Genomic DNA, 1843 nt, shown 5'->3' with positions numbered 1-1843 from the left:
GGATAACGATGGTCAAATCCGTTATATGGCGGTGAAAGGCAATCGTCGCAGCAAAGGCATGGGCTCACTGGTGTTGGTCGCATTGGAATCGCTTGCGCGCCAAGAAGGTGCGAAACGTTTGGTATGTAATGCCCGTGAAGATGCGATTGCGTTTTATGAAAAAAATGGTTTTGAACGTCGTGGTGAGTTGACCGATGAACGCGGTCCGGTCCGTCACCAACAAATGGTGAAGCCGCTTGATCCGATGGCGAATGTGTTACGTCGCCCAGAATGGTGCACGGAATTGCAGCAGCGCTGGGAAGCGCAGATCCCAATTGCGGACAAAATGGGCATCAAAATCAACCAATACACCGGTTATCAGTTCGAATGCAGTGCCCAGCTCAATCCGAATTTGAACCCGCACAATACGATGTTTGCTGGTTCGGCATTTACGTTGGCAACGCTGACGGGATGGGGAATGACGTGGTTACTGCTCAAAGAGCGCGGTTTGCATGGCGATATTGTTCTGGCAGACAGCTCGATTCGTTATCGTCATCCGGTGGAGCAAAATCCGGTGGCGAGTACCTCGCTTGATGGTATCAGTGGTGATTTGGACCGCTTGGCGTCAGGGCGCAAGGCGCGCATTGTCATCCATGTGGTGATTTACAGCGGCGATACGCCTGCGGTTGATTTCGTTGGCACGTACATGCTGTTGCCCAACTATTCGCAGCTACTCAGTTGCTAGTTCTTCTTCGGCTACGACCTCGTTCGTAGCCGGCTCTAACTCTTCTGCTATCTCCTCAACCAGCTCTTCTTCCGGTTGCTCTAGATTCGCCTCTGCAATGCCATGGAAGCTCGATTCCTCCGGCTGAGCATCGTTCGTTGGTACGTTCGGCGTTAAGTGGTCTGGCTGTTGTGGTGAGTCGCAGTCATTACGTGATATTTCACCATCGAGCAGATCGCCTATGACCATGCCACATTGATCCTTGAGCTGGAATGTCAAACCGCTGAGTGGGTTGTTGGCCATGTCAAACTCGCCGCTTAGCTGACCGGATATGACATTGCCGGAGATGTTTACAGGCTTGAGCGATACAGCGCCTCGCTGCGCGTGCACTCGAATAGGGGAAAACGTGATGCTCTTAAGCGACTTATCGGCTTGTGAACGTAGTGTCGTTTCTCGTAGGTTTGCTTCCACTTGCCCCGTTAAGCTGTACGCCAACATATTGTTGTCACCAGATAGACCTTGCAGGTCGAGGTTTAGGTCAGAAAATCCATCTACCGTGAATGCATCTGGCAGGTATGGGTGGAGCAGTTTGAGTGGAATGCCATCCGCACTCAAATTAAGCGCCCAAGGTTGGCTTGCCGTACTTAAATCAAGTTGACCAAAGCCTTCAATGTAACCTTGTTCTAGTGGAGCAAACAGACGAGAGAGTTGCCACAACCCTTGCTCACTTTGTGTCGAAATCGCAGCATGAGAAGACAGAACTTGGTCGTAGCTCGCATTCACGACACTCGCGTCGAGACTGCCATGCCATACGCCCCAAAAACGGTGCTGGCGCTTTAACTTTAGCGCTTTTCCTTCGACGTTTAAGCCCGAGAGTTGCCAGAATGGTTCGTGCGCTAATTGGATTATCTGACTACGTTCAATATCAAGTTCTTGGATATCCACTTCTTGTAACGTGCTGGTGGCAGCCTTCCACCAATCCTTGTTGTCATCAGACTGGATAGCCCATTTCAATCCTTGAACAGAAGCCGTGTCGAGTTGCCAGTGCGTCGGTTTGAATTGACCAGAAACCTGTACGCGGCCTTGCTGCCAATCTAGGCTCAGTTCTTGGAGCTGGATCTTCTCGGGCGTGAAAATGGC

General features: G+C 51.1%; 2 protein-coding genes. One reads left to right on the top strand and one right to left on the bottom strand.

The window, feature by feature from the left end; genetic code table 11:
* Positions 1 to 724 (top strand): bifunctional GNAT family N-acetyltransferase/hotdog fold thioesterase (locus tag R7P67_RS23475; RefSeq protein ID WP_318086149.1); only part of this gene is annotated, 724 nt, incomplete at its 5' end.
* Here the strand turns inward: R7P67_RS23475 and R7P67_RS23470 are convergent.
* Positions 710 to 1843 (bottom strand): AsmA family protein (locus tag R7P67_RS23470; RefSeq protein ID WP_318086148.1); only part of this gene is annotated, 1134 nt, incomplete at its 5' end. The two genes, R7P67_RS23475 and R7P67_RS23470, sit on opposite strands and share 15 nt — an antisense overlap.

The organism is Vibrio sp. Vb0937 (assembly GCF_033338855.1).
Note: the sequence above shows the minus strand (reverse complement) of the source record. Positions and strands in the feature narration are given on the sequence as shown.